The sequence below is a fragment of the Actinomadura sp. CNU-125 genome (assembly GCF_001942465.1).
Lineage (GTDB): Bacteria > Actinomycetota > Actinomycetes > Streptosporangiales > Streptosporangiaceae > Spirillospora.
Genome location: NZ_MKJY01000586.1, coordinates 1 through 26300, shown reverse-complemented (window position 1 = coordinate 26300; position 26300 = coordinate 1). Strand labels below are relative to the sequence as shown.

Genomic DNA, 26300 nt, shown 5'->3' with positions numbered 1-26300 from the left:
GTCAGGACATCCCCGGAAAGTTCTGGACGATCAGGTCGATGAGCTTGATCCCGGCGAACGGGACGACGACGCCGCCGAGGCCGTAGACCAGCAGGTTGCGCGACAGCAGCTTCGACGCCCCGCCCGGCCGGTACCGGACGCCGCGCAGCGCCAGCGGGATCAGCGCGACGATGACCAGCGCGTTGAAGATCACCGCGGCGAGGACCGCCGACTGCGGGCTGTGCAGCCGCATGACGTTCAGCGCGTCCAGCCCCGGGAACAGCCCCACGAACAGCGCCGGGACGATCGCGAAGTACTTGGCGATGTCGTTCGCGATCGAGAACGTCGTCAGCGCCCCGCGGGTGATCAGCAGCTGCTTGCCGATCTCGACGATCTCGATGAGCTTCGTCGGGTCGGAGTCCAGGTCGACCATGTTCCCGGCCTCCTTGGCGGCGGACGTTCCGGTGTTCATCGCCACGCCCACGTCGGCCTTCGCGAGCGCCGGGGCGTCGTTCGTCCCGTCCCCGGTCATCGCGACCAGCCGGCCGCCCTCCTGCTCGCGCGCGATCAACGCGAGCTTGTCCTCCGGCCGCGCCTCCGCCAGCACGTCGTCCACCCCGGCCTCCGCCGCGATCGCCTCCGCCGTCGCCCGGTTGTCGCCGGTCACCATCACGGTGCGGATGCCCATCGCCCGCAGCCGGTCGAACCGCTCCCGCATCCCGGGCTTGACGACGTCCTTCAGGTGCACGACGCCCAGCACGCGCGCCGTCCCGCCCGTCCGTTCGCCGACGACCAGCGGGGTCCCGCCGGACGCCGCGATCTCCGCGACCGTCCCGTCCAGCTCGGACGGGACGGTCCCGCCGTGCTCGCGGACCCACCCGGCGACCGCACCGGCCGCGCCCTTGCGCAGCGACCGGCCGTCCAGGTCGACGCCCGACATGCGGGTCCGCGCGCTGAACGGCACCCACTCGGCGTCCACCGGCCCGGCCCCGGCGCGCACACCGAGACGCTCCTCGGCGAACACCACGATCGACCGCCCCTCGGGCGTCTCGTCCGCCAGGCTCGACAGGTGCGCCGCGTCCGCCAGCGCCCGTCCGGTCACGCCGCCCACCGGGACGAACGCCGACGCGCGCCGGTCGCCCAGCGTGATCGTGCCCGTCTTGTCGAGCAGCAGCGTGCCGACGTCGCCGGCCGCCTCCACGGCCCGTCCGCTCATCGCCAGGACGTTGCGCCGGACGAGCCGGTCCATCCCCGCGATGCCGATCGCCGACAGCAGCGCCCCGATCGTCGTCGGGATCAGGCACACCAGCAGCGAGACCAGCACGATGCCGTCGACGCCGTTCGCGTCCAATGCCGCCGTCCCGGCGGCCCCCGGGGCCGACTCCGCGCTGTAGATCGCCATGGGCTGCAGCGCCGCGACCGCCAGCAGGAACACGATCGTCAGCGCGGCCAGCAGGATGTTCAGCGCGATCTCGTTGGGGGTCTTGCGCCGGCTCGCGCCCTCGACCAGCGCGATCATCCGGTCGATGAAGCTCTCCCCGGGCCGCTGCGTGATCCGCACGACGATCCGGTCCGACAGCACCTTCGTCCCGCCGGTGACGGCGCTGCGATCGCCGCCCGACTCGCGGATCACCGGCGCCGACTCCCCGGTGATCGCCGACTCGTCCACGCTGGCCACGCCCTCGACGACGTCGCCGTCCCCCGGGATGACCTCCCCGGCCTCGACGACCACGCGATCGTCCCGCCGCAGCTCCGCCGCCGGGACGCGCTCCTCCCCGCCGTCGGTGAGCCGCCGCGCGTCCGCATCGCTCTTCGCCCGCCGCAGCGAGTCGGCCTGCGCCTTGCCGCGCCCCTCGGCGACGGCCTCGGCCAGGTTCGCGAACAGCACCGTCAGCCAGAGCCAGCCGACGATCCCCCAGCCGAACACGCTCGGCTCCGCGACGGCCAGGACCGTCGCCCACAGCGCGCCGACCTCGACGACCAGCATGACCGGGTTGCGCCACAGCGTGCGCGGATCGAGCTTGCGGAACGCGTCCGGCAGCGCCGCCGCGAGCCGCCGCGAACCGAACGCCTTCCCCGCGACGGCCTGCGGTGCCGGGCGCGGGGGCGCCTGAACGGGTGCGGACATCAACCGATCCCTTCTGCGAGGGGCCCCAGCGCCAGCGCCGGGAGGAAAGTGAGAGCGACCAGGACGACGGTCACGCTGGCGACCATGCCGACGAACAGCGGACGGTGCGTCGGCAGCGTCCCCGCGGACTCGGGCACCCGCGCCTGCCGCACCAGCGATCCCGCCAGCGCGAGCACGAGGACCATCGGGACGAACCGTCCGAGCGCCATGCACAGCCCGAGCGCCGTGTCGAACCACACCGTCCCCACGCCCAGCCCCGCGAACGCCGACCCGTTGTTGTTCGACGCCGACGTGAACGCGTACAGCACCTCGGTCAGCCCGTGCGGGCCGTCGTTGAGCATCGCCGCCCGCCCGTTCCCGGTCGCCAGCGCGACCGCCGTCCCGGCGAGCACCAGCGCGGGCGTGACCAGGAAGTACGACGCCGCCAGCTTGATCTCGCGCGGGCCGATCTTCTTGCCCAGATACTCGGGGGTGCGGCCCACCATCAGGCCCGCGGCGAACACCGTGATCACGGCGAGGACGAGCATCCCGTACAGCCCGGAGCCGACACCGCCGGGCGCGACCTCGCCGAGCATCATGTGCAGCAGCGTCATCATCCCGCCGAGGCTCGTGTACGAGTCGTGGAACGAATCCACCGCGCCCGTCGAGGTCAGGGTCGTCGCCGCGGCGAACACCGCCGAGTTCGGCACGCCGAACCGCGTCTCCGTCCCCTCCGCCGCCGCCCCGACGGCCGTCGGGACCGTACCGTCCGCCGCGCCCTGGAACGCCATCGTCAGGCCCGTGCCGGCCAGCGCGATCACGCCCATCACCGCGACGATCGCGTACCCCTGCCGCACCTGCCCGACCATCCGCCCGAACGTCCGGCACAGCGTGAACGGGATCAGCAGGATGAGGAAGATCTCCAGCCAGTTCGTCCAGGGGCGCGGATTCTCGAACGGATGGGCCGAGTTCGCGTTGTAGAACCCGCCGCCGTTCGTCCCCAGCTCCTTGATGGCCTCCTGCCCGGCGACCGGCCCGCCCGTGATCGCCTGCTGCCCGCCGTTCACCGTCGTGACCGTCTCGGGCCCGGCGAAGTTCTGCACCACACCGCCCGCGATCAGCAGGACGGCCCCCGCGAACGCGATCGGCAGCAGGATCCGGACCGTCCCGCGCGTCAGGTCGACCCAGAAGTTCCCGAGCCGCTCCCCTCTGCTCCGCGCGAACCCCCGCACCAGCGCCATCGCGACGCTCATGCCGACGGCGGCCGACACGAAGTTCTGCACCGCCAGCCCGGCCATCTGCACCAGATGCCCCATCGTGGACTCGCCCGAATACGACTGCCAGTTCGTGTTCGTCACGAAACTCACGGCGGTGTTCCACGCCTGGTCGGGCCGTACCGGCCCCATCCCCAGCGGCAGCCACTGCTGCACCCGCTGCAGCAGATACAACCCGAGCACGCTCACGAGCGAGAACGCCAGCACGCTCCGCGCGTACGCCCCCCACGTCTGCTCGGTGTCCGGATCGGCCCCCACCAGCCTGTAGATCCCGCGCTCCGCACGCGAATGCCTCGTGGCGGTGTAAACCCGGTACATGTAGTCGCCCAGCGGCCGATGCACCACGACCAGAGCGAGTATCAGGGACCCCAGGAACAGGATCCCCGCGACCGTCGAACTCATCAGAAGCGCTCCGGATACAAGAGGGCGACGACCAGGAACACGGTCAACGCCACCGCCAGCACCAGCCCCACGGCGTTCTCGACCGTCACTGCTCCACGCCCCGCACCAGCAGGCCGAGCAGGGCGAAGATCGCCACCGTCAGCACCACGAAGGCCACGTCGCTCATCGTCGATCCCTCGGTTCGTCTCGTTCGGGCCCCGGCGTCCTCACCAGGGCATTCGCGAGTTAAGCAGCGATCTGCGGCATTTCTGCGGGTCGTTGACGCCCCCTTAGCGCCCGGCCGCGAAGTCTTAACGCCCCCCTAGCGAGCCCCCGCGCCCGCACCCCACCGGGGACGCCCGCGACGCGGACGCCCGGGATACCGTTTCGCGATCGTCCCCGGGCCCGGGGTACGCTTTCCCGGCGAGCACACGGGCGCGTAGCTCAGGGGTAGAGCACTCGCCTTACAAGCGAGGAGTCGGCGGTTCGAAACCGTCCGCGCCCACCGGCCGTGGCCCCCGATCTCTATGTGGTGAGAGCGGGGGCTTGTCGTTTGTGCGCCGTCAGACGGTGAGTGTGGGGCCCTTGTCGGTGGCCGGGTGGTGGCAGGCGATCCAGTGGGTGGGGCCGAGGGGGCGCATCCGGGGTTCCTCGGTCTCGCAGCGGGTGTCGGCGCGGGCGCAGCGGGTGCGGAACCTGCAGCCGCTGGGCGGGGCGAGGGGCGAGGGGGGTTCGCGGGTCGCGGCCGCCTCCTCCGGCGGGGTGAGGTGCAGCGGGCTCCGGGGGACGGACGACAGCAGCGTGCGGGTGTACGGGTGCGCGGGGCGGTCGACGAGGTCCGCGCCGGTGGCGAGTTCGCAGGTCTTGCCGAGGTACATGACGAGGACGCGGTCGCTGATGTTCTTGATCACCGCGAGGTCGTGGGCGATGAACACGAGGGTGAGGCCGTAGCGGGCCTTGAGGTCCTCCAGGAGGTTGAGGATCTGCGCCTGCACGGAGACGTCGAGGGCGGACACCGGCTCGTCGCAGATCACGAGTTCGGGTTCGAGGGCCAGGGCGCGGGCGATGCTGATGCGCTGGCACTGGCCGCCGGAGAACTCGTGGGGGCGGCGGCCGGCGGCGGACGGGTCGAGGCCGACGGCTTCGAGGGCCTCGTCGACCCGGGCGGGGGTGCCCCAGACGCGGGGGCCCTCGGCGACGATGTCGCGCACCCGGCGGCGGGGGTTGAGCGACGAGATCGGGTCCTGGAAGATCATCTGCATGCGTTGCCGGGTGCGGCGGAGGGGTTCGCCGCGCAGGGCGGTGAGCTCCCGGCCGGACAGGCGGACCGATCCGGACGCGGGCCGGGGGAGCTGCATGATCGCGCGGGCGGCGGAGGATTTGCCGCAGCCGGACTCGCCGACGATGCCGAGGGTCTCGCCTGCGGCCACGTCGAGGCTCACCCCGGACACGGCGTGGACGGTGCGGCGTCCGGCGGGGAACGTGACCGTGAGGTTCTCGACGCGCAGGAGCGCGTCGGTGTCGCGCAGGTGCGCGGTTCCGCTACCGGCCATGGTGCGCGCCTTCCGGCTCGTCCGCCGGGTACCAGCAGGCGTGCGAGCGGTCGTGGGCGGAGGTGAGGGGCGGTTCGTCCGATCGGCAGCGTTCCCGGGCGAACGGGCAGCGGGGGTGGAACCGGCAGCCGGACGGCGGGGCGACGAGGTCGGGCGGACGGCCGTCGATGACCGCGAGCCGGGTGTGGTTCGGGGCCGAGAGGTCCGGGACGGCTCGGAGCAGGGCTTCGGTGTAGCGCATGCGGGGTGTCGTGAAGACGGCCTGGGCGGGGCCGCGTTCGACGATCCGGCCCGCGTACATGACGATCACCTCGTCGGCGTGGTCGGCGACGACGCTGAGGTCGTGGCTGACCAGGACCATCGCCATGTCGCGTTCGTCGCGCCGGCGGTGCAGGAGCCGCATGATCTGCTTCTGCACGGTGACGTCGAGCGCGGTGGTGGGCTCGTCGGCGAAGAGGACCTCGGGGTCGCAGGACAGGGCCATCGCGATGGTGATCCGCTGCCGCATGCCGCCGGACAGCTGGTGCGGGTAGCCGCGCAGGACGCGGCGGGGTTCGGGGACGCCGACCGAGGCGAGCAGCCGTTCGGCCTGCTCCCGGGCGCGGCGGCGGCTCATCTTGAGGTGGACGCGGAGCGGCTCGGTGACCTGGGCGCGACGGTGCGGACGGGGTTGAGGGCGGTCATCGGGTCCTGGAAGACGGCGGCCATGCGGGTGCCGAGGACGTCGCGGGTGTCGCCGGTGAGGTCGCGGTCCGCGAGGCGGGCGCGGCCGGTGCGTTCGGCGTCGTCCGGGAGCAGGCCGAGGACGGAGCGGATCAGGATCGACTTGCCGCTGCCCGACTCGCCGACGATCGCGAGGGTGCGGCCGCGTTCGAGGGTGAAGGAGACCCCGTCGACGGCCCGGAGGGTGCCGCGGGGCGTCCGGAAGCCGGTGCGCAGGCCGGTCACTTCGAGCAGCGGGCCGTCCCGCCGGGGGACGGGTACGGACGGCGCGGCGGTGCGGCGCCGGGGGCGGGCGGGTTCGAGGCCGCCCGGCCGGTGGCCGGTGAGCTCCTGCAGCCGGTCGCCGACGAGGTTGAGGGCGAGGACGGTCAGGAACATCGCGGCGGACGGGACGACGACGATGTGCGCGGCGGTGTCGAGCGTGCTGCGCCCTTCGTTGATCATGCCGCCCCAGGTGGGCGTGGGCGGCTGCACCGACAGGCCGAGGAACGCGAGGGCGCCCTCGGCGATCACGACCACCGCCATCAGGGTGAACGCGTAGGACAGGGCGGGCGCGACGACGTTCGGTGCGATCTCGCGCCACATCACGGTGCCGCCGCGGGCGCGAGTGCGCGGGCGGCGGTGACGAACTCGCGCCGCGCGTAGGAGAGCGTCACGCCGCGGATCAGCCGGACCCAGGCGGGCACGCCGAGCAGGCCGAGGACGATCAGGACGTTGCGGACGCTCGGGCCGGCGAAGGCGACGACCGCGAGCGCGAAGACCATCGCGGGGAAGGCGAGCAGGACGTCGTTGGCGGTCATGACGATCCGGTCGAGCGGGCCGCGGCGGTAGCCGGCGAGGAGGCCGAGCGGGCCGCCGATCAGGAGGCCGAGCAGGACGGCGCCGAGGCCGACGCCGAGCGAGACCCGGGCGCCGTGGACGACCCGGGCGAGCAGGTCGCGGCCGAGCCCGTCGGTGCCGAGCGGGTGGCTCGCGCCGGGCCCGGCGGCGGGTTCGCCGCTGAGCGTGGCGTCGTGGTCGGGCAGCGGCAGCAGGTCGGCGGTGAGCGCGGCGCCGACCACGAGGACGATCCACAGGGCGGCGAGCCGGAAGCCCCAGCCGAGGCGACGGTCAGGCCGCATGGCGGATCCTCGGGTCGAGGACCCCGTAGAGCAGGTCGATGCCGAAGTTGACCAGGACGTACCCGACCGCGACGACGAGGACGCCGCCCTGGACGACGAGGTAGTCGCGGGCCAGGATGGAGTCGACGATGAGCCGGCCCACCCCGGGCAGCCCGAACAGGGTCTCGATGATGACGGCGCCTCCGATCAGCGTTCCGAGGTTGAGCCCCACCACCGTGACGAGCGAGATGGCGGACGGTCGCAGGGCGTGCCGCCACACGACGCGCCGGGGCGACAGCCCGCGGGCGCGGGCGAGCGTGATGTAGTCCTCCCGCAGGGTCGCGATCAGGTCGGAGCGCAGGAGCCGGGCGTAGACGGCTAGCTGCCCGGCGGCGAGCGTCACCGAGGGGAGCAGCAGCGACCGCAGGTTCCCGGCGGGGTCCGCGCCGAACGGCGTGTACCCGGTGGCGGGGAGCAGCGGCCAGCGCACCGCGAAGATCATGATCAGCACCACGCCGGACACGAACACCGGGGTGGACAGCAGCCCGAAGCCCACCGTGGTGAGCGTCCGGTCCAGGAGGCCGCCGGGGCGGCGTGCGGCGGCCACCCCGGCGGGCACCGCGAGGCCGAGCGAGATCACCTGGGAGAACAGGAGCAGCTCCAGCGTGACGGGCAGCCGCCGGGTCAGGGACTCGGCCACCGGGGTGCTGGTGAGGTAGGAGGTGCCGAGGTCGCCGGTGACGACCCCGCCGAGCCAGTCGAGGTACCGCCGCCAGAACGGGGCGTCCAGGCCGAGGTCGCGCCGCACCGCGTCGAGCGCGGCCTGGTCGCCGGAGTAGCCGAGGATCTGCCGGGCGGGGTCGCCGGGCAGCAGCGTGATCATCCAGAAGGCGAGCAGGGTGACGACGAGCAGGACGACCAGCAGGTGCGCCCCGCGCCGCAGCAGCATCGTCGCCATCGGTCAGCCGCTCGTCCAGATCTGGCCGAACGGGTGCGTCGACGAACCGACGAGCGCCTTGCCCGCCGAGCCGTCCGGCAGTTCGTACCGATCGAGGCCGTGCACGTTCGACCTGGTGATCACCGCGCTGGTGCTGAGGTGGTCGACCCAGATGAACGGGAGCGTCTTCCGCAGGCGCTCCTGCACGGTCGCGTACGCCTTCTTGCGTTCCGCCTCGCCGGACGCCTCGCGGCCCGCGTCGAGGGCCGCGCTCAACCGCTCGTCCTCGATCCGGCTCATGTTGATGGAGATCGAGCCGACCGGCCGGACGAACTTGGAGTGCAGGAACGAGTATTCGCCGTCGGGGTCGGGGCGGGCGAACTGCTCCCAGACGATCGCGCCGTAGTCGCCGAGGAGGGCGCGCTGGATGAGGGTGGCCTGGTCGGCCTGCCGCACGGTGACCTCCATGCCCGCCTTGCCCCACATGTCCTGGACGAGTTCGGCGTTCTGCATCGACGACTGGTCGGGGACGCTCAGCAGTTCGATCCTGACGGGCCCCTTCTCCCGCTCGTACTCGCCGATCAGCGCCTTGGCGGCGGCCGGATCGAAGTCCGGGTAGCCGCCGGGGGCGTACCACTCGGAGTCGGGGGACCAGGGGCCGTCGGCGGGCTCGGTCAGGCCGGACCGCAGCGTCTCGATGAACGCCTCCCGGTCGGTGGCGTGGGCCATCGCTCGCCGGACCCGCGGGTCCGCGGTGGGGCCGGCGGCGGTGTTCAGCATGAAGGCCAGTTCGGGCACCGACATGCCGGTGGCGCGGAACATGCGGTAGCCGCCCCGCTCGGCGAGTTTCCCGAACTTGACGATGTCGGTGTCGCGCTGCGTGGCCATGGCGGTCAGGCCGCCCGACTCCAGGGTCTGCGCGCGGGTCTGGAAGTCCGGCAGGATGCGGAACTCGACGGCGTCGAGGTAGGGCAGCCCCTCGCGCCAGTACCCGGGGTTCCGTTTCACGGTGAAGCGGTTGTCGGGCGTGTAGCTCTCGAAGACGAACGGCCCGGTGCCGACGGGCCTGCGGCTCGCGCCGTCCGGGTCGGCGAGCGACGCGGGCGGGACGATCATGCCGATCTGGGTGGACAGGGTGCTGGGGAAGCTCACCCACGGGCTGCCGAGGTCGACCGTGACGGTCGCGGCGTCGACGGCCTCGACGGAGCGGACGGGCGCGAGCACCGCCGCCGTCAGCGGCGATGCCTTCTGCGCCGCCAGGTTGGCCTTGACGATCTCGGCGGTCAGCGGCTCGCCGGTGGAGAACTCGATGCCCTCGCGGAGCTTGATCGTCCACCGGGTGGCGTCCTCGTTCGGTTCGACGCTCTCGGCGAGCAGCCCGCGCCACCGTCCGGTGGCGTCGACCGTCGTCAGGGTCTCGATGATGGTTCCGGCCATCGCGTAGGTCTGCGTGGCGAACGAGTCCGTGACCGGGTTGAAGCCGTCGGCGTCCGCGCCGAGGCCGTAGATCAGCCGGCCGCCCCGCACGGGCGGCCCGTCCGCGCCCGCGCCCGTGCCCCCGGTCGCGCCGCCCGAGCACGCCGCCAGGGCGGTGCACGTCACGAGCGTCAGTGCGGCGGCGGCGAACCGGTGTCGGCGTTGCCTCCGGTGTCTCCGTGTCGTCCTCGGTCCCACGACGCCCTCCCCGTGACCCGGGTCACATATTTTCGCCGATAGTACTATCGGCGAACGGGAAAGCAATGGATTGACAGAGGGGGCTGTCTGTGCAACATGCACGGGATGTGATTGCGGGATTCGCCGATATGGCTATCGTTGGGACGATCGTTCAGGGGGACCGATGCCCGATGTGACACTGAGCCGCCGCGAGGCCAAGGACCTGACCCGGCGCCGGCTGCTCGGCGCGCGCTGCGCATTCTCGACACCGAGGGCGAGGCCGGGCTGTCGACGGCGAACGTCTGCCGCAGCGCGGGCATCGCGCAGTCCACTTTCTACGTGCACTTCCGCAACATGACCGAACTGCTGGAGTCGCTCGGCGAGGAGGCCGCCAGGAAGGTCGGCCCGGTGATCCGGGAGGCCCGGCGCAGGTCCAGCGACGCCCCGCGGAGCGCCGACCGGCTTCGGGACGCCTTCCGCGTCCCGCTCGAGAAGATGTGCGCGCACCCGGAGTTCTTCCGGCTCAACGCCCGCGCCCGGCTGGACCGCGCCACCCCGCTGGGCGAGGCCGCCCGGCGCCGCGCCGCCGTCACCCGGGCCCAGCTGGTCGAGGACCTGGTCGCCGCCGGGCTGCCGGCCGGCACGCCGCGCCAGGCGCTGCGGGTGGAGATGGTCGCCGACGGCGTCACCGCCCTGACCGAGACGATGGCGATCGGCCACCTGGAGGGGCGCTACCCCGACCTGGAGGAGTGCGTCGACGTCCTCGTCGAGTTCTTCGCCGGCGTCCGCGCCCAGATCCTCGGCGACCAGGCGCCCTCCGGCCCGCCCTGACGGACGCGGCCGGAGCCGGGTCGTCGTGAAGTCGTCGTGAAGTCGTCGTGGGGTCAGCCGCCCCAGTACTCGGTGGTGAGGTCGCCGGAGAGGGCGACCCGGCCCTCACGTGCGAGGATGCCCACGACCTCCTCGGCCTCCTCGACGGTGACGTGCCGGCTGTAGTAGCAGCGCTTCTCCGGGTCGGGGATCTCGAACTTGAGGCGGGGGCCCTGCTCCCACATCGCGATGATGCCCCCTTCCTCGGTGATGAAGTTGATGTAGTTGCCGCTGTAGGGCGTGACCGAGAGCAGGACGTCGCGAGCCTCCGCGGGGGACACCGGCACGTCCCGGGTCTGGACGCCGCCGCTCGGGCCGTTCTGGTAGGAGATCTCCAGCGGCCGCTCGGCGGGGGCGGCGGAGCCGGGGTACTCGGCGAGGTAGCCGTAGCGGCGGCGCTTCCAGTCGAGCGAGACGTCGATCCGGCGGCGGGGGCTGCCGTCCCAGTCGACGTCCAGGCCGTGGCGGCGGAGCGCGGCGGCGATCTCCGCGCCGATCTCGGCCTGCGCCTCCGGGGGCTGCTCGCCCTCGCAGAACAGGCCGTAGGCGAGCGTGAGCGGGCCTCCGGGGACGGCGGCCCGCATGTCCTGGCGGTGGGCGAAGGCGTAGCCGCGCGGCTCGTCGCCCCGCGCGACCTCCTCGCCGAGTTCGGTGATGCCGCAGTTCTGGCAGCAGGTGTGGTCGAGGCGCGCCACGATGCCGGACGTGTCCAGTTCGCGGAACGCGCGCTGCAGGCGGTCGGTGTCGAGCTCGTCGGGCCAGGTCTCCTGGTCGGCGAGGTGCGCGGCGAACTCGTCGGCGACGACGCGGCGGACGTCCGCGTCGGAGGGGTCGTCGAGGATCTCGGCGCACTGCCGGACGACGGATCCGAAGTCGTGCCGCCCCAGGGCGACCAGGAACCGGGCGTGTTCGAGGAGGGAGAATTCTTCTGAATCGTGGGTCACGGGGCGGGAGTATGGCAAACGTCACCGACGTTCCGTGTTTTACACGTCGTTCACAAACGGGCAATGGGTGCGAAACGGCTGGTTGGCAGGTTCGTGGACGCCCGATACCTGCGAAGGGACCGACGTGAGCTTCAAGGCCGAGTACATCTGGATCGACGGCACCGAGCCGACCGCGCGGCTGCGGTCGAAGACCAGGATCCTGCCGGACGGCGCCGACCTGCCGGACTGGGGGTTCGACGGGTCCAGCACCAACCAGGCGCCCGGTGACAACTCGGACTGCGTGCTCAAGCCCGTGTTCTCGTGCCCCGACCCCATCCGGGGCGGCGAGCACAAGCTCGTCCTGTGCGAGGTGTACCTGGTGGACGGGACGCCGCACAAGACGAACACGCGCTCCGAACTTCGTCCCGTCGCGAAGAAGTACGAGGTGCAGGACTCCTGGTACGGGATCGAGCAGGAGTACACGTTCTTCAAGGACGGGCGTCCGCTCGGGTTCCCGGAGCGGGGATTCCCCGCGCCGCAGGGGTTCTACTACTGCGGTGTCGGCGCGGACGAGGTGTTCGGGCGGGAGATCGTGGAGGCCCACCTGGACGCCTGCCTCGCGGCGGGGCTGAAGATCTCCGGAATCAACGCCGAGGTCATGCCCGGGCAGTGGGAGTTCCAGATCGGGCCGGCGGGGCCGCTGGAGGTCGGCGACCACATGTGGGTGGCGCGGTGGCTGCTCTACCGCATCGCGGAGAACTACGGTGTGTCGGCGACGCTCGACCCGAAGCCGGTGCAGGGCGACTGGAACGGCGCGGGCGCGCACACGAACTTTTCGACGAAGGCGATGCGCGAGGGCTACGACGCGATCGTCACGGCGTGCGAGGCGCTGGCGGCGAAGGCGCAGGAGCACGTGGCCGGGTACGGGGCCGACATCGAGCGGCGGCTGACCGGCATGCACGAGACGGCGCCGTGGAGCGAGTTCAGCTACGGCGTGTCGGACCGCGGGGCGTCCGTGCGGATCCCGTGGCAGGTCGAGGTGGAGAAGCGGGGCTACATCGAGGACCGCCGCCCGAACGCCAACATCGACCCGTACATCGTCGCCCGGCTGATCACCGGCACCTGCTGCGAGGCGCTGGAGAAGGCCGGCCAGGTCTGAGCGGGCGCGCCGTCCTCCGGGGCGGCGCGCCGTGCTGTTATGCCGCCAAACGTCTGCAAAAGGTTGGGCTTCGGGGAGTTCCCGCGAACGCGCTCGGGTAGTACCTGGTCGTTCGTAGCGGGGGAGGGGACATGCCCGATTCGTCATTCGGGCGGCCCGGGAGAAGCACCGGGCGCCCGGCGGCAAGGTCGTGGGAGCGGTCGTTCCGGTGTCCCTCCACGGCGGTGCGCCGGCGGGCGGAGGCCCCGGCCCGGCGGTACGAGGAATTCGTCGCGCTGCACTCCGAGTACTCGTCCGAGCCCGACCTGCCGTTGCGGCAGCTGTGGTGGACGGGCCTGTCGTGCGCGGTCGGCGGGTCGGTGCTGACGTTCGCGGCGGTGCTCGGCCTGCGCGGGATGTTCGGTCTCGACGTGCCGGTGTTCGCCGGGACGGACGTCGCCGTGGAGGGCGCGGCGACGAGTTACGCGCTGTGCGTCCTGGCGGGGACGGTCCAGGGCACCGCGCTGATGCATCTGCTGCTGGCGGGGGCGGCGCGTCCGGTGCGGGCGTTCGCGTTCATCGGCGGGCTCGCGGTGGCGATCATGGCGGTGCTGCCGCTGCTGCTGAACGGTCCGGTCGCGGCCCGGCTGGTGACCGCGGGGATCAACCTGGCAGGCGGGGCGGCGGTGGTGGTGCTGCTGTGCGCGGTGGTGTCGGCGTCGATGCCGCGCCCGTCCTGGCCGGGCGGTCCGCGGTGACCGTCACGGGACGACGGTGACGGGCCAGCGGCCCGCGCGGACAAGCCGGACGGCGACCGACCCGATCAGCCGGTGCCCCGCCTGCGTGGACGCGCCGACGACGACGGCGTCCGCGCGGGACTCGTCCGCGAACCGCGCGAGGACGGCGTACGGGTCGCCCTGCGCGGTGACGATCTCGTAGTCGACGGGGGCCTGTTCGTAGGCGCGCCGGATTTCCTGCTCCAGGTCCTTGACGATCTCCTCCGCCGCCTCCTGGATGACCGCGGCGCCGCCCGGCGTGAGCGTGGACAGCGAGGCGATCGGCGTCACGTGCACGAGGACGAGCCGTGCGCCGCCGCGCCGGGCGAGCCCCCACGCGTACGCGGCGGCCCGCAGGGACGTGTCCGATCCGTCCACGCCCGTCACGATCACCCGGGGGCCGTCGACGCCGTACTCGAACGGCGCCGGGTCCCGGCGTTCGGCTGCGGCCTCGTCGGGGCGTTCTTCGGCGGTCACCTCCGCAGGTTATCGACCGCGCGGCGGCGGGCCTTCCCGGGGCGAGCGGTAGCGGTCCGGGTCTCGGATCCGTCAAGGGACGTCCCAAACTCCTTTGCGGTGGTGTCATGGGCGCGTCCTCGGGTGTGTCGTCCCGGTATTCGCTCGGTTGCCGACCGTAGTGTGACGAATCGTTGTCGAGCCGCGCCGGTCCCGGCGCGGGCCGCGCGGACGTCGGGGGGCAGGGCATGACGGCGGACAGGGGCGAGAACCGGTACGGGCGCGGGCCGGGGGGTGCCCCGCAGGCCGAGATCATCGGAGCGGCCCCGTTCGGGGCGCCGGTGCCGCGGCTGGCGGTGGCGGTCGCGCGGGCGGGCGGGCTCGGGGTCCTGGACCTCGGCGCGACCGCGCGTCCGGGCTGGCGGCGCTGGACGAGGTGGTCCGCTGGTGGACCGGCCCGTTCGGGGTGCGGGTCCCGGTCGGGTGCGGGTCCGTCCGGACGAGCTGCCGGACGCGGTGAGCACCGTCATCGTGGACGCCCCGGCCTTCGGGGACGCCGACGGTCCGGTGGACGTCGCCGGGTTCGCGCGCGGGCGGCGGCTGCTGGTCGAGGTCGTCGACCGGCGGAGGCGGGCGCGCGCTGGACGCGGCGCGCGGCGTCGCCGGGGTCGCGCGGCGTCGGGCTGATCGCGCGGGGCCGCGAGGGCGGCGGACGCGCGGGCGATGTGACCACGTTCGTCCTGCTGCAGCACCTGCTGGCGCTGGACGTCCCGGTGTACGCCGCGGGCGGCATCGGGACCCGGACCGCGGCCGCCGCGGTGGCCGGGGGCGCCACCGGGGTGGTGCTGGACGTCCAGCTGGCGCTGGTCGCCGAGATGGACGCGGCGAGCGACGAAGCGCCGGCCGGGCAGGACGGGCCGCTCGCCGTGTCGCTCGCGGCGCGGTACAAGACCGCCGGGGGCGTGGTGCAGGCCGTGCGCCGGGGGATCGCCGAGCATGTCCGCGCGGCCGTCCGGGCCGCGCCGCTCGCTCCGCGCGGCGGGCCGCACGGCCGCGAGTACCCGATCGTGCAGGGGCCGATGACGCAGGTCAGCGACTCGCCGGTGTTCGCCGCGGCCGTCGCGCAGGACGGCGGCGTGCCGTTCCTCGCGCTCGGCGCGCTGGACGGCGACCGGGTGCGCGAACTGCTGCGGGAGACCGCCGACCGGCTCGCCGGACGCCCCTGGGGCGTCGGGATGGTCGGGTTCGTCCCGCCGGAGCGGCGGGCCGAGCAGCTCGCCGCCGTCCGCGCCGCCGCGCCCCCGTACGCGATCATCGCGGGGGGCCTGCCCGTGCAGGCCGAACAGCTCGAAGAGGCAGGAACCCGGACGTACCTGAACGTTCCGGCGCCCGAGCAGCTCGACCGTTTCCTCGCCGAGGGCGCCCGCCGGTTCGTGTTCGAGGGAATGGAGTCCGGCGGGCACATCGGCCCGCGCGCGAGCTTCCCGCTGTGGGAGGCGCAGCTCGACCGGCTCGACGCGTGGCGCGCCGCGCACCCGGACCAGGCCGCGCGGCTGTCGGTCATGTTCGCGGGCGGGATCCACGACGAACGCTCCGCCGCGATGGTCGCGGCGCTCGCCGGCCCGCTCGCCGAACGCGGCGCGGACGTCCGCGTCCTGATGGGCACCGCGTACCTGTTCACCTCCGAGGCGGTCGCCGCGGGCGCCGTCCGTCCGGGCTACCAGCAGACGGCGCTCGACTGCGCCGCGACCGCGCTGCTCGAGACGGCCCCCGGCCACGCGACCCGCTGCGCCGACACGCCCTACGTGCGGACGTTCGCGCAGACCCGCGCGGAGCTGCTGGGCACCGGGATGTCGCAGCACGAGGCGTACGGGCGGCTGGAGAAGCTCAACCTCGGACGGCTGCGCATCGCGAGCAAGGGCGTGCGGCGCGGCGCGCCCGTCGACACCGACGAGCAGCGCGCCGAGGGCCTCTACCTGATCGGGCAGGCCGCGACGCTGCGGTCCGCCCGGACCGGCGTCGCCGCCCTGCACGAGCAGGTGACGTCCGGCGCGACCGGGCTGCTGGCCGCCCGCGCCGCCGAACTTCGGCCTGGACGGACGCGACGTCGACGGCCCGCCCCGCCGACATCGCGATCATCGGGATGGACTGCGTGCTCCCCGGCGCGCCGCGACGCGGGCGAGTACTGGGCGAACGTCCTCGCCGGGGCCGACGCGGTCACCGCGGCCGCGCAACGGGACCCGGAGGCGTACGAGGGGAAGGCGCCGTCCACACGGTGCGGTTCGCTGCCGGACGTCCCGTTCGACGCGGACGCCCACGGCATCCCCGCCGACGCGCTCGGCGCCATCGACCCCGCGCACCTGCTCGCCCTGGAGGTCGCGGCCCGCGCGCTGGACGACGCCGGGTACGGCGACCGCGCCTTCGACCGCGCCCGCACCTCGGTGATCTTCGGCGCGGAGGGCGGCGGCGACCTCGCCGCGGCCTACGCGCTGCGCGCCGCCCTGCCCGCCTACTTCGGCGAGGTCCCGCCCGAACTGGACGAACGGCTCCCCGCGCCGACCGCCGACTCGCTCACCGGCGTTCAGGCCGCCGCGCTCGCCGCCCGGTTCGGCCTCGGCGGCGTCGCGCACACCGTGGCCGCCGACGCCGCGTCCGCGCTCGCCGCCCTCGACGCCGCCTGCCGCGAACTCGCCACGGGCGGCAGCGACATGGTGCTGTGCGGCGGCGCCGACGTGCGCACCGCAATCCACGACCGCCCGCGCGTCGCGGCCGCCGACGGGACCGTGCCCGGCGAGGGCGTCGCCTGCGTCGTGCTCAAGCGGCTCGCGGACGCCGAACGCGACGGCGACCGGATCTACGCGATCGTCCGGGCCGTCGCCGGGGCCGCGGACGGACGGGACCGGGCGCTGACCCGCGCGTACGAGCGGGCGGGCGTCGCACCCGAGCGGATCGGGCTCGTCGAGACGTCCGGCATCGGGGACCGCGCCGAACTGGAGGCGTTCGCCGCGGCGTTCGCGGGCGCCGCGCCCGGCGCCGTCGCCCTCGGCTCGGTGACCTCGCAGATCGGGCACACCGGCGCCGCCGCCGGGCTCGCCGGGCTGATCAAGACCGCGCACGCCCTGCACACCGGCGTCCTGCCCGGCACCCCGCGCCTCGCCCGTCCGGACGAGGCGTGGGACGCGGGCGGGCCGCTGGCCTTCGGCGCGTCCGCGCGCCCGTGGGCCGTCCCGCCCGCCGACCGGCACGCGGGCGCGGCTCCGGGCCCGGCGGCGCGCACTACCACGCCGTCCTGTCCGGGTACGGGGGCGCGCCCGAACCGGTGTCCGGACGCGACGAATGGCCCGCCGAACTGTTCGTGATCCGCGCGGGCACCGACGTCGAACGGCTGCGCGCGCTCGCGGCGTCCGGGCACCGGCTGCGCGACCTCGCCCGCACCGTCGCGTCCGACGACGGACCGGTGCTCGCCGCGTTCGCCGCCACCGGCCCCGACGACCTGTGCGAACGCCTCACCGGGATCGGCGGGCCCCTCGACCGCGACCCGGGCCAGGTGGCGTTCCTGTTCCCCGGGCTCGCCGGGCCGCCGGGAGCGCTCGCCGACCTCTTCGTGGCGTTCCCCCGCCTGCAGCGGCTCCTGCGGCTGGGCCGCGACTACGTCCCCGCGATGTTCCCCGCGTTCGCCCCCGAGGACGTCCGGCGGCGGCACGCCGCGCTCGCCGACCCGCGCGTCGCCCAGCCCGCCGTCGGGCTCGCGGGCCTCGCCGTCCACCGGCTGCTCACCGCCGTGGGCGTGCACCCGGACCTCGCCGCCGGGCACGGGCACGGCGAGGTGGTCGCGCTGTGCGCCGCCGGGGTCTTCGACGACGCCGACCTGATCGAGCGCAGCGCCGACCCGCGCCGCCGCGATCCTCGCCGCCGACCGGGGACGACCCGGGCGCGATGGCCGCCGTCACCGGGGGGCTTCGCGAAGTGCGCGACGCCCTGTCCGAAGTTTCGGACATCTCCATCGCCGCGCAGAACGCCCCTCGCGAGGTCGTGATCGCCGGAACGTCCGCGGGCGTCGACCGCGCGCTCGGCGTCCTCGCCGCCCGCGGCCTGCCCGCCGAGCGGCTGCCCGTCGCCTGCGCCCTGCAGCGCCCGCCGTCGCCGCCGCGTCCGGCGCCCTGCGCACCGCGCTCACCGGCCGCGACCTGCGATCCCCGGCGTTCCCCGTATGGTCCGGCGCGACCGCCGCACCCTACGACACCGACCCCGCGGACCTCGCCGCGACCCTCGCGGGCCAGCTCGCCGCGCCCGTCCGGTTCGCCGAACAGATCGAGGCGATGTACTCGCGGGCGCCCGCACGTTCGTCGAGGCCGGACCCGGCGGCGCCCTCACCGGACTCGTCGGCGCCATCCTCGGCGACCGCCCGCACACCACCGTCGGCTGCGACGGCCTGCACGGCCTGCTCGACTCCCTCGTCCTCGCCGCCGCGGGCGTCCCGGTCGACCCGCTCCCGCTGTTCGCCGGCCGCGACGCCCGTCCCGTCGACGCGCCCGCGCCCGCACCGTCCTGGTTCGTCAACGGGCACCTCGTCACGACCGCCGACGGCGACACCCCGCCGAACGGCCTGCGGCCCGCCGCCCGCGTGGAGCGCCCGCGCGGCTCCGACGCGGCCGTCCTGGAGTACCTGCGGGCGGGCCGCGAACTGATCGCCGCGCAGCGCGAGGTGCTCCTGCGGCACCTCGCCGAGGCCCCCGCCGCGCCCGTCCCGGCACCGCGCCCGATCCTGCCGGGGGAGACGCTGCCGGACGGCCCGTCCGACGCCCGCACCGCCGTGCGCGCCGCCCTGGCCGCCCGCACCGGGCATCCCGAGGCGCTGCTCGCCGACGAACTCGACCTCGCGGACGACCTGGCGATCGACCCCGGCGAGCGCACCGCGCTCCTGCACGATCTCGCCGCCCGCGCGGCGTCCCCGAACCCGACGAACCGTCCGGTGCCCGGACGTCGGCGAGGTCGTCGCCTGGCTCGACGAGCTGCTGAACCCCGCGCCCGTCCCGACCGCGCACGTGGGAACGTCCGCGCTGTCCGGCGGCGACCCCGCCGTCCCCCCGCACCCCGGCCGAACCCGTCGAGCCGGGCGGGGACGCGCCGTCCGGGACGTCGCGGCCCTGCACGCCCCGCCCCGGAGTTCGCGAGCGGGCCGGGATGCCGCGCCCGCGGCGGGCCTGGCCGGAGGCGCGGCGGTGGACGTCGCCGACGCGCGTGAGCCGGAGTCGGCCGGGCCGCAGGCAGGTTGGGATGCCGCGCTGTCGCGGGACGTTGGGGATGTGCGTGCCCTCGGGACGGACGGGTCGCGAGCAGGCTCGGATGCGGCGGGCGTGGTCGGAGGTGCGCCGACGGTGGACGTTGCCGACGTGCGTGAGCCGGAGTCGGCCGGGCCGCAGGCAGGTTGGGATGCCGCGCTGTCGCGGGACGTTGGGGATGTGCGTGCCCTCGGGACGGACGGGTCGCGAGCAGGCTCGGATGCCGCGGCTGCCGTGGACGCACCTTCGGTGGACGTCGTCGATGTGCGTGGGCGCGAGTCGGAGGGGCCGCGTGCAGGAAACGCGTTGCCTACAGACGTCGCCGACGTGCGTGAGGGCGGGGCAGAGGGGGCGGGACCGGAACCGGACGTCGCGCCTAGCGAGGAATCGCCGTCGGGCGCGATGCGGACGGGACGGAACACCGCCCCGGGCAGGCGGAGTGGACGTCGTCGGGAAGAGACGCCGGGTTCGTGGCGGACACCGTGCCGAATGTGCTTCCGGCCCCGGACCCGTCGATGGACGACCGGGAAGTCCCGGCCGGGGAGGCTCGCGGGACGCACGGTTCCCCCGCGGAGTACGGGGACGGGGAGTACGTGCGGGTGATCCCGCCGGGCGAGCGGCCGCGCGCGGACGCCGGGTCGTCGGCCGCGGTGACGCGGCCGCAGCCGCTGCCGCAGCGGCGGAGCGAGCCGGGGAGTCGGTGCGGGTGATTCCGCCGGGCGAGCGGCCGCGCGCGGACGGCGGCGCCGGGCGGGAGGCTTCACCGGCCGAGCGGTCGGGCGTGCGGGTGATCCCGCCGGGGGAACGGCGCGCGGAGGCGGACGTGGTCGTCGCCGGTAACGGGAACGGCGAGTCCGTTCGGGTGGTCCAGCCGCGTTCCGGCATGGCGGACGGGGAGGGCGCGGAGCCGCCGGAGGCCGAGCCGGAGATCGTCCGGCACGTCCTCCGGGACACGCCGCTCGATCCGCTTCCGCGTCCCGCGGATTCGGGGACGGCGTTCGCCGGACGGCGGTTCATCGTCGTCGACGACGGGTGCGGCATCGCGCTCGAACTGGCGGACGTCCTCGGCCGGTACGGGGCGCGGGTCCGGACGCCGCTGGAGGTGGACGGTCCGTGCGACGGGCTCGTCCACCTGGGGCGCTGCGTCCGGCGGGGACGGCGGTGCTGCCGGAGGCGTACGCGGGCGTGCGCCGGGCGCTGCTGGGCGGTCTGCGGTGGTTCGTCGCGGTCGGCGGCGCGGGCGCGGACGTCCCGGCGGCCGTTCGGCGGCGGGGCCGGGGAGCCGGGGCCGGGCGCGGGTCTGCGCGGGCTGGCGCGGACGGTCGCGCGGGAGTTCCCCGAGACGATGGTGCGGGCGGTGGACGTCGACACCGGCGAGACGCCGCGCATGATCGCGCTGCGGATCATGGCGGAGCTGCTGGCGGGGACGCCGCCGGTGACCGTGGGGTACGAGGGGGAGCGGCGGCGGACGCCGGCGCTCGTCCGGACGGAACTGGACGGCGACGCCCGCGTCCCGGTCGGGGCGGACGGCGTGGTGCTGCTGACCGGCGGTGCGCGCGGCGTGCCCGCGCGGGTGGCGCGGGGCCTGGCGGCGACGACCGGGTGCCATCTGGAGATCGTGGGGCGCACGCCGGAACCGGTGGGACGCACGGTGTTCTCGGAGGCCGTGGACGAGGCGTCGCTGCGGCGCGTGCTGGTCGCGGAGGGGACGCGGGGGCCGGAGGAGATCGAGGAGACGATCCGCCGGATCCTCGCGGAGCGGGAGGTTCAGGAGAATCTGGACGCCCTGCACATGCAGGCCGCGTCGGTCCGCTACCACTCGGGTGATGTCCGGGACGCGCGGTTCGTCCGGAACGTCATCGAGGACGTGTACGGGCGCCACGGCCGTCTGGACGGTGTCGTGCACGGTGCGGGGATCGCCGAGGAGCGGCTCGTCCGGGACAAGTCGCCCGAGTCGTTCGAGCGGGCGTACCGGACGAAGGTGGACGGTGCGAGCGCGCTCGCGGCGGCGGTTCGTCCCGATACCGGGTTCTTCGTCGTGCTCGGCGCCGCCGCCGGGGAGCGGCTCCCGGCCGATCGCGCCGGCGGCCGACGACGCCTGCGACGCGCTCGCGCGGGTGTGGCGCGCGCGGCTGCGCGGGCGGGTGCTCGTCGCCGACCTGGCCCCGCCGCTGGACGGCGAGCCCGGGATCGCGGCGCTGTTCCGCGAGATCGCGCACGGCGACGAGACGCGAGTCGTGTTCACGGGGCCGGTCCGGTGACGGAGGAGCCGATCGCGATCGTCGGCGCCGGGGCGGTGTTCCCCGGCGCCGGGTCCGCGGCGGAGCTGTGGCGCAACGTGCTGGCCGGGTTCGACGCGATCAGCGACGTGCCGCCCGGCCGCTGGGACCCCGCGCTGTACTACGACCCCGGCGCGTACGGGCGGGCCCCGGAGAGCGACCGCTTCTACTGCCGCCGCGGCGGGTTCGTGGACGACGTCGCCACGTTCGACCCCGCCCGGTTCGGGATCGAGCCCGCGGCGGTCGCGGCGATGGACCCCGACCGGCTGCTGGCGCTGCGCACGGCGGCGGAGGCGATCGCGGACGCGGGCGGCGACGACCGGCTCCCGGACCGCGAACGCATCGGCGTCGTCCTCGGCCGCGGCGGCCACATCACCCCGGGCGCGCCCGGGCCGACCAGCGGGTCATGACATCGCACCAGCTCACCGGGGTGCTGTCGGAGTTGGTGCCGGAGCTGGGCGGGGAGCGGCTGGAGGAGATCCGGCGGGCGTTCTGCGCGCGGCTCGGACCGGACGGCCCGGACATGCCCGCGGGTTCGGCCGCGGCGCGGATCGCCGACCGGTTCGACCTGCGCGGCCCCGCGTACACGCTGGACGCGGCGTGCGCGTCGGCGCTGCTGGCGGTGGAGCACGCGGTGCGCGCGCTGCGGCGCGGCGAAGCCGACGCGGTGCTGGCCGGGGCCGTCCATGTGGGGCATCACCCGACGGTGTGGAGCGCGTTCAGCCGGTTGCGGGCGCTGAGCCCGAGCGAGACGATCCGCCCGTTCGACCGGGCGGCGGACGGGACGCTGCTGGCCGAGGGCGCCGGGGTGGTGCTGCTCAAGCGGCTGGCGGACGCCGAACGGGCGGACGACCGGGTGCACGCGGTGATCGTCGGGGTGGGGTCGGCGAGCGACGGGCGCGCGGCGGGGATCCTGAACCCGCTCGTCGAAGGGCAGGTCCGCGCGGTGGAACGCGCCTGGCGGGACGCGGGCCTCGACCCGGCGGCGCCCGGCGCGGTGGGACTCGTCGAGGCGCACGGCACCGCGACCCCGGCCGGGGACGAGGCGGAACTGGCGACCCTGCGGCGGGTGTTCGGGACGGCCGGACCACCGATCGGCCTGGGTACGGTGAAGTCGATGATCGGCCACGCCATGCCCGCCGCGGGGATCGCCGGGCTGATCAAGGCGGCGTTCGCGCTGCGCGACGGCGTGCTCCCGCCGACCCTGCACGTGGACGATCCGCATCCGGCGCTCGACGGCGGCAGGCTGCGGCCCGTCCGCGAGACGGCCGAGTGGGGCGACCTGCCGCGGCGCGCCGTCGTGAACGCGTTCGGGTTCGGCTGCGCGAACGCGCACGTGATCTTGCAGGAGGCGCCGTCCGGACGGGTACGGCGGGCGCGGCGCACGCGGATCGAACCGGCGGGCGCGCGGGAGGCCGTGCTGCGGATCGCGGCCCGCACCACCGGCGAACTGGCCGAAGCGCTCGCCGAACCCGACGACGAACTCCTCGCGCGGGCGTCCCGCGACGACGTCCCCGACCTGCCGTGCCGGGTGGCGATCGTGGCGCCGACGGCCCGCCGGCTCGACCTCGAGGCGCCGTCGTGCAGCGCGGCACGGCGCGGCGCGGGCGCAGCGACGTGTGGTTCTCGCCGCGCCCGCTGCTCGCCGACGGCGGCCTCCTCGCGTTCCTGTTCCCCGGCTTCGAACCCGCCTTCGACCCCCGCGTGGCCGACGTCGCCGAACGGTTCGGGCTCGCCGCGCCCGTGCTGACCGGCCGCCGCGACCCGTCCGGACGGGCGGCGGACGTCCTCGCCCTCGGGCGGCTGCTGGCGTCCGCGCTCGCCGAACTGGGCGTGGAGCCGGACGTGACCGCCGGGCACGGCCCGGGGGAGTGGGCCGCGATGATCGCCGCCGGGATGTGCGGGGAGGAAGCGGCGGACGTCCTGGCGGCACTCGAACCGGACGATCCGGACCTCGCGTGCGGCGCGCTCGGCTGCGGCGCCGACCGCGCCGACGAGGCCGTCGGGAGCCGCCCCGGCGTGTTCGTCAGCCACGACAACTGCCCGCACCAGTCGGTGATCTGTGGACCGGCGCAGGACGTGCGGGACGTGCTCGAACGGCTCGAATCCGAGGGGGTCCTCGGCCGCGAGCTGCCGCTGCGCCTCGGCCTGCACACCCCGCACGCCGAGTCCCGCGAGAAGGCGCTGCGGCGCGCGTTCGACGCGCTCGCGTCCGCGAACCGCGCGTCCCCGTCTGGTCGGCGACGACCGCCGCGCCGTACCCCCGCACGCCCGGCGACGTCCGCGACCTGGCCGTCCGGCACCTGCTGGAGCCCGTGCGGTTCAGCGAACTGATCGAGGAACTGTACTGCGCCGCCCACGTGCGGGCGTTCGTGCAGGTCGGGCCCGGTGGCCTGACCGGTTTCGTCGGCGACCGGCTCGGCGACCGCGAGCACCTCGCGATCGCCGCGACCGTCCCCGAACGCGACGCGACGGCCCAGCTCCGGCGCGGTCGCGCCGCCCTCTGGGCCGAGGGGTACGGCGCGTCCCCGGCGGCGCCGCCCCGCTCCGGCATGCCGCTCGACCTGGGCACGCCGCTGGTCCGGCTGGCCGGCGCCGTCCCGCCCGTCCGCCTCGCCCCGTCGATCCCGCCGCTGCCGGACGACGACCCGATCATCGCCGAACTGGAGGCGCTGCTCAACGACGCGGCGGCCGGAGCCCAGTCGGTCGCCGACGCCCTCGGCACCGGCCCGTCCCACACCCCCGACCACCACGACCCGGACACCGGCCCACCGGACGGCAAGCCCCGCCCGCCCGAGCAAGGCACGGATGGCGACGCCCCGGACGACACGGAACGTGCGCCCGCGCGTGGTCCGGACGCCGACCCCTCGGACGGTGCGGCCCCGCACGTCCGCGCAAGGCACGGACGACAACGCGCCGGACGGTGCGGCCCGCGGGTCCGCGCGTGGTGCGGACGGTGATCCCTCGGACGACACGGGTCGTGTACCTGCGCAAGGCGCGGACGGCGACCCCTCGGACGGTGCGGGGTCCGCGCGCTCGCGCTCGCCGACGGCGGCGTCTGCGGCGAGGGGCCGTTCGCGCGCGGGGACGGCGAGGGCCCGGCCGACCTGGTCGTCTCGCGGGTGTTCTCCCTCGAAACGATGCCGTTCCTGCACGACCACTGCGTCGTCCCGCAGGCGCCCGGGTGGCCCGACATGTCGGACCGGTTCCCCGTCGTCCCGCTCGGCACCCTGCTGGAGGTCATGGCGGACACCGCCCGCGAACTGCTCCCCGGCCTCGTCGTGACCGGCATCGAGGACGTTCGCGTCGCGCGCGCGCTCGTGGCCGCGCCGCCGACGTCCGCCGACGTCCGCGCGTCCCGGCTGCCGGACGCGCCGCGCGGCGTCCGCCGCGTCGAGATCGTGATCCGCGGGCACGCCGAGGGCACCGTCCTGCTCGCCGCCCGCCACCCCGAACCGCCGCGGCCCGACGGCACCGCGCTGACCGTGGAGAACCCGCCCATCGTGACCGCCGCGCGGCTCTACGAGGAGCGCTGGATGTTCCACGGCCCGTTGTTCCGGGGCATCACCGAGATCACCGCGCTGGCCGAGGACGGTGCGCGCGGCGTCCTGACGTCCCTGCCCGCACCGGGCGCGCTCGTGGAAAGCGCCGGGCAGCTCTGCGCCCACTGGATGCAGGTTTACGGCGACACAGACCAGACCGTGTTCCCGATCGGCGTCGAAAGGGTCTCCCTCTACGGGCCTTTGCCTCCCGCAGGGGAGAAGCTGGAGACGACCGTATGGAACACGTCCCTCACCGACTCGACCATGTGCTGCGACGCCGAACTCGTCCGCGCGGACGGGACGGTGTGGGCGCACATCGACGGCTGGACCACCCGCCGCTTCTACACCGACGAGGCCCTCTGGCGGATGAGGTTCACGCCCGAGGTGTCGGGCACCGGTGAACCGCAGCCCGGCGGCTGGTGCCTGGCCCGCCGCCGCTGGAGCGGCACCGGGTCCCGCGACCTGCTGATGCGCCGCTACCTGGGCGCGGCCGAACGCGCCGAGTACGAGCGGCTCCCGGCGTCCGCGCGGGGACCGTGGCTGCTCGGCCGCATCGCCGAGCCAGGGACGCCGTCCGCGACCGGCTCTGGCGGGACGGGCACGGCCCGCTGTTCCCTGCGGAGCTGGCGGTCGGCCCCGGCGACGCCGTCACCGGCCCGTTCGACGAACCGCTGACCGTCCGCATCGCGTCCGACGACGAGCTGGGCGTGGCGCTCGTCCGGCCCGGGGACGGCCCGGCGGGCATCGGGCTCGCCCGGCACGACGGGGACGGCCGGGTCCGCGCGGCCGGGCAGGCGGTGCGGCGGTCGCTGCCCGAAGCGGACCTTTCGGAACTGGTCGTGGCCGCCTCCGACCCGCACCGGCTGCTGATCGCCGGGGACGGGACGCTCACCACGGTCGAGACCCGCGAGATCGACGGACACGTCGTCGCCTGGACGGTCGACGGCGACGCCCCCGACACCGAGGAGTGCACCAGATGACGAACGACGACACGGCGAACGGGAACGGGAACGTTCCCGCGCCCGACCCCGCGGAGATCGACGAGGTCGTCCGCGTGCTGACCGAGGACGTCGTCCTCGTGCTCGGCGCCGAGCCGCCGGACGCGCCCATCGGCCCCGGCAGCACGTTCTTCGAGGACATCGGCCTGGAGAGCATCGAGTTCGCCGCGCTCGCCGGCCGGCTCCGCGCCCGGCACGGCGACCGGGTCGACCTCGCCGAGATCGCCGCCGAGCTCGACGTCGACGAGTTCGCGGACCTGACCGTCGCCGATCTCGCCCGGCACATCGCCGCGGCCCGGCACGGGGACGCGCATGGCTGAGCCGCCGCG

At 74.9% G+C, this 26300-nt stretch carries 25 protein-coding genes and 1 tRNA gene; 15 read left to right on the top strand and 11 right to left on the bottom strand.

The window, feature by feature from the left end:
- Window position 1: 1 nt before the first annotated feature.
- The 3 genes from kdpB to kdpF are packed head-to-tail and all read right to left on the bottom strand — an operon-like array spanning window position 2 to window position 3851.
- Window positions 2–2107 carry a potassium-transporting ATPase subunit KdpB gene (gene kdpB, locus BJF79_RS46875; protein ID WP_075907096.1) on the bottom strand — a complete coding sequence of 702 codons (2106 nt, stop codon included), beginning with the start codon at window positions 2105–2107 and terminating at the stop codon, window positions 2–4.
- Window positions 2107–3762 (bottom strand): potassium-transporting ATPase subunit KdpA, encoded by a 1656-nt coding sequence (kdpA, locus tag BJF79_RS46870; RefSeq protein WP_075907095.1) that lies wholly within the window; start codon window positions 3760–3762, stop codon window positions 2107–2109. The genes kdpB and kdpA overlap by 1 nt, the downstream gene beginning before the upstream one ends.
- Window positions 3762–3851: a K(+)-transporting ATPase subunit F gene (kdpF, locus tag BJF79_RS54865; protein WP_143220981.1), complete on the bottom strand. Its 90-nt coding sequence runs from the start codon at window positions 3849–3851 to the stop codon at window positions 3762–3764. Before kdpF ends, kdpA begins: the two co-directional genes overlap by 1 nt.
- A gap of 323 nt (window positions 3852–4174) precedes the next feature.
- Between kdpF and BJF79_RS46860 the strand changes: the two genes are divergently transcribed.
- Window positions 4175–4246, top strand: a tRNA-Val gene (locus tag BJF79_RS46860).
- A 58-nt stretch (window positions 4247–4304) separates the two neighbouring features.
- On the opposite strand, the gene BJF79_RS46855 is transcribed toward BJF79_RS46860, so the two are convergent.
- The 6 genes from BJF79_RS46855 to BJF79_RS46830 are packed head-to-tail and all read right to left on the bottom strand — an operon-like array spanning window position 4305 to window position 9656.
- A complete protein-coding gene (locus tag BJF79_RS46855; RefSeq protein ID WP_075907094.1) occupies window positions 4305–5294 on the bottom strand; it encodes an ABC transporter ATP-binding protein in 990 nt (329 codons plus the stop codon).
- Window positions 5284–5910 (bottom strand): ABC transporter ATP-binding protein, encoded by a 627-nt coding sequence (locus BJF79_RS64745; RefSeq protein ID WP_262403591.1) that lies wholly within the window; start codon window positions 5908–5910, stop codon window positions 5284–5286. Before BJF79_RS64745 ends, BJF79_RS46855 begins: the two co-directional genes overlap by 11 nt.
- The gene (locus BJF79_RS64740; RefSeq protein ID WP_262403590.1) at window positions 5907–6602 is read right to left on the bottom strand and encodes an ATP-binding cassette domain-containing protein; all 696 of its coding nucleotides are present in this window, start codon (window positions 6600–6602) and stop codon (window positions 5907–5909) included. The genes BJF79_RS64745 and BJF79_RS64740 overlap by 4 nt, the downstream gene beginning before the upstream one ends.
- The gene (locus BJF79_RS57665; RefSeq protein ID WP_075907093.1) at window positions 6602–7138 is read right to left on the bottom strand and encodes an ABC transporter permease; all 537 of its coding nucleotides are present in this window, start codon (window positions 7136–7138) and stop codon (window positions 6602–6604) included. Before BJF79_RS57665 ends, BJF79_RS64740 begins: the two co-directional genes overlap by 1 nt.
- Window positions 7128–8075, bottom strand: a complete 948-nt coding sequence (locus tag BJF79_RS46835; protein WP_075907092.1) for an ABC transporter permease — start codon at window positions 8073–8075, stop codon at window positions 7128–7130. Before BJF79_RS46835 ends, BJF79_RS57665 begins: the two co-directional genes overlap by 11 nt.
- A 3-nt stretch (window positions 8076–8078) precedes the next feature.
- Window positions 8079–9656, bottom strand: a complete 1578-nt coding sequence (locus BJF79_RS46830; protein WP_075907091.1) for an ABC transporter substrate-binding protein — start codon at window positions 9654–9656, stop codon at window positions 8079–8081.
- Between the two features lie 183 nt (window positions 9657–9839).
- On the opposite strand from BJF79_RS46830, the gene BJF79_RS46825 reads away from it, so the two are divergent.
- Entirely contained in the window at window positions 9840–10538 is a 699-nt protein-coding gene (locus tag BJF79_RS46825) for a TetR/AcrR family transcriptional regulator (RefSeq protein ID WP_083734771.1), read from the top strand.
- 53 nt (window positions 10539–10591) lie between these two features.
- On the opposite strand, the gene BJF79_RS46820 is transcribed toward BJF79_RS46825, so the two are convergent.
- Window positions 10592–11521 carry a DUF6891 domain-containing protein gene (locus BJF79_RS46820; RefSeq protein ID WP_075907089.1) on the bottom strand — a complete coding sequence of 310 codons (930 nt, stop codon included), beginning with the start codon at window positions 11519–11521 and terminating at the stop codon, window positions 10592–10594.
- 124 nt (window positions 11522–11645) lie between these two features.
- On the opposite strand from BJF79_RS46820, the gene glnII reads away from it, so the two are divergent.
- Together glnII and BJF79_RS46810 are read left to right on the top strand one after the other, a co-directional pair.
- Entirely contained in the window at window positions 11646–12659 is a 1014-nt protein-coding gene (glnII, locus tag BJF79_RS46815; RefSeq protein WP_075907088.1) for a glutamine synthetase GlnII, read from the top strand.
- Window positions 12660–12790: 131 nt separating this feature from the next.
- The gene (locus tag BJF79_RS46810; RefSeq protein ID WP_075907087.1) at window positions 12791–13396 is read left to right on the top strand and encodes a hypothetical protein; all 606 of its coding nucleotides are present in this window, start codon (window positions 12791–12793) and stop codon (window positions 13394–13396) included.
- 3 nt (window positions 13397–13399) lie between these two features.
- On the opposite strand, the gene BJF79_RS46805 is transcribed toward BJF79_RS46810, so the two are convergent.
- Window positions 13400–13891 carry a universal stress protein gene (locus BJF79_RS46805; RefSeq protein WP_075907086.1) on the bottom strand — a complete coding sequence of 164 codons (492 nt, stop codon included), beginning with the start codon at window positions 13889–13891 and terminating at the stop codon, window positions 13400–13402.
- A gap of 227 nt (window positions 13892–14118) precedes the next feature.
- Between BJF79_RS46805 and BJF79_RS46795 the strand changes: the two genes are divergently transcribed.
- The 11 genes from BJF79_RS46795 (at window position 14119) to BJF79_RS46760 (ending at window position 26291) form a co-directional block, all read left to right on the top strand.
- Window positions 14119–17229: a beta-ketoacyl synthase N-terminal-like domain-containing protein gene (locus BJF79_RS46795; protein WP_143220980.1), complete on the top strand. Its 3111-nt coding sequence runs from the start codon at window positions 14119–14121 to the stop codon at window positions 17227–17229.
- Complete coding sequence (locus tag BJF79_RS54850; protein WP_143220979.1) at window positions 17190–17906, top strand: hypothetical protein; 717 nt, start codon at window positions 17190–17192, stop codon at window positions 17904–17906. Before BJF79_RS46795 ends, BJF79_RS54850 begins: the two co-directional genes overlap by 40 nt.
- 174 nt (window positions 17907–18080) lie before the next feature.
- Window positions 18081–19115, top strand: coding sequence for a hypothetical protein (locus BJF79_RS52425; protein WP_083734768.1), 1035 nt, complete (start codon window positions 18081–18083; stop codon window positions 19113–19115).
- Between the two features lie 552 nt (window positions 19116–19667).
- A complete protein-coding gene (locus tag BJF79_RS56810) occupies window positions 19668–19862 on the top strand; it encodes a hypothetical protein (RefSeq protein ID WP_158079515.1) in 195 nt (64 codons plus the stop codon).
- The gene (locus BJF79_RS46780) at window positions 19853–21841 is read left to right on the top strand and encodes an SDR family NAD(P)-dependent oxidoreductase (protein ID WP_075907081.1); all 1989 of its coding nucleotides are present in this window, start codon (window positions 19853–19855) and stop codon (window positions 21839–21841) included. Before BJF79_RS56810 ends, BJF79_RS46780 begins: the two co-directional genes overlap by 10 nt.
- Window positions 21838–23181 carry a polyketide synthase gene (locus BJF79_RS46775; RefSeq protein ID WP_075907080.1) on the top strand — a complete coding sequence of 448 codons (1344 nt, stop codon included), beginning with the start codon at window positions 21838–21840 and terminating at the stop codon, window positions 23179–23181. The genes BJF79_RS46780 and BJF79_RS46775 overlap by 4 nt, the downstream gene beginning before the upstream one ends.
- Entirely contained in the window at window positions 23136–23765 is a 630-nt protein-coding gene (locus tag BJF79_RS56805; RefSeq protein WP_158079514.1) for a hypothetical protein, read from the top strand. The genes BJF79_RS46775 and BJF79_RS56805 overlap by 46 nt, the downstream gene beginning before the upstream one ends.
- Window positions 23747–24391, top strand: a complete 645-nt coding sequence (locus BJF79_RS46770; protein ID WP_075907079.1) for a hypothetical protein — start codon at window positions 23747–23749, stop codon at window positions 24389–24391. Before BJF79_RS56805 ends, BJF79_RS46770 begins: the two co-directional genes overlap by 19 nt.
- 162 nt (window positions 24392–24553) lie before the next feature.
- A complete protein-coding gene (locus tag BJF79_RS46765; protein ID WP_075907078.1) occupies window positions 24554–25648 on the top strand; it encodes a polyketide synthase dehydratase domain-containing protein in 1095 nt (364 codons plus the stop codon).
- Between the two features lie 32 nt (window positions 25649–25680).
- Complete coding sequence (locus BJF79_RS68035; RefSeq protein WP_158079513.1) at window positions 25681–25953, top strand: hypothetical protein; 273 nt, start codon at window positions 25681–25683, stop codon at window positions 25951–25953.
- Entirely contained in the window at window positions 25950–26291 is a 342-nt protein-coding gene (locus BJF79_RS46760) for an acyl carrier protein (RefSeq protein ID WP_075907077.1), read from the top strand. The genes BJF79_RS68035 and BJF79_RS46760 overlap by 4 nt, the downstream gene beginning before the upstream one ends.
- The last annotated feature ends 9 nt before the right edge of the window (window positions 26292–26300 follow it).

What these genes read in the sequence shown, in the direction of transcription:
- BJF79_RS64745 (WP_262403591.1), bottom strand. Translation starts at nt 5,910, where the DNA reads ATGAGCCGCCGCCGCGCCCGGGAGCAGGCCGAACGGCTGCTCGCCTCG.
- BJF79_RS46810 (WP_075907087.1), top strand. Translation starts at nt 12,791, where the DNA reads ATGCCCGATTCGTCATTCGGGCGGCCCGGGAGAAGCACCGGGCGCCCG.
- BJF79_RS46855 (WP_075907094.1), bottom strand. Translation starts at nt 5,294, where the DNA reads ATGGCCGGTAGCGGAACCGCGCACCTGCGCGACACCGACGCGCTCCTG.
- kdpA (WP_075907095.1), bottom strand. Translation starts at nt 3,762, where the DNA reads ATGAGTTCGACGGTCGCGGGGATCCTGTTCCTGGGGTCCCTGATACTC.
- BJF79_RS46835 (WP_075907092.1), bottom strand. Translation starts at nt 8,075, where the DNA reads ATGGCGACGATGCTGCTGCGGCGCGGGGCGCACCTGCTGGTCGTCCTG.
- BJF79_RS64740 (WP_262403590.1), bottom strand. Translation starts at nt 6,602, where the DNA reads ATGTGGCGCGAGATCGCACCGAACGTCGTCGCGCCCGCCCTGTCCTAC.
- BJF79_RS46760 (WP_075907077.1), top strand. Translation starts at nt 25,950, where the DNA reads ATGACGAACGACGACACGGCGAACGGGAACGGGAACGTTCCCGCGCCC.
- BJF79_RS52425 (WP_083734768.1), top strand. Translation starts at nt 18,081, where the DNA reads ATGGTCCGGCGCGACCGCCGCACCCTACGACACCGACCCCGCGGACCT.
- BJF79_RS56810 (WP_158079515.1), top strand. Translation starts at nt 19,668, where the DNA reads ATGGACGACCGGGAAGTCCCGGCCGGGGAGGCTCGCGGGACGCACGGT.
- BJF79_RS57665 (WP_075907093.1), bottom strand. Translation starts at nt 7,138, where the DNA reads ATGCGGCCTGACCGTCGCCTCGGCTGGGGCTTCCGGCTCGCCGCCCTG.
- kdpB (WP_075907096.1), bottom strand. Translation starts at nt 2,107, where the DNA reads ATGTCCGCACCCGTTCAGGCGCCCCCGCGCCCGGCACCGCAGGCCGTC.
- BJF79_RS46795 (WP_143220980.1), top strand. Translation starts at nt 14,119, where the DNA reads ATGACGGCGGACAGGGGCGAGAACCGGTACGGGCGCGGGCCGGGGGGT.
- BJF79_RS46775 (WP_075907080.1), top strand. Translation starts at nt 21,838, where the DNA reads ATGACATCGCACCAGCTCACCGGGGTGCTGTCGGAGTTGGTGCCGGAG.